Genomic DNA, 204 nt, shown 5'->3' on the forward strand with positions numbered 1-204 from the left:
TACAAGTTGAACAGAGCCAAATTTTAAAAAACACCCCTAACAAAAGCGCTTTCAAAATGGAATAGAAGCATTTTCGATTAAATAATAAAGCAAGAATCATGCCAAAATTACAAACCTTTTATTTAAGCTTTTTACTATGAAAATATTTAAAAATAATTTATTTATGAATCAAAATGACTATTTTTTGATTTATTTATTGATTAT

The sequence above is a fragment of the Bacillus sp. JJ1764 genome (genome assembly GCF_036962145.1).
Classification (GTDB): Bacteria; Bacillota; Bacilli; order Bacillales; family Cytobacillaceae; genus Neobacillus.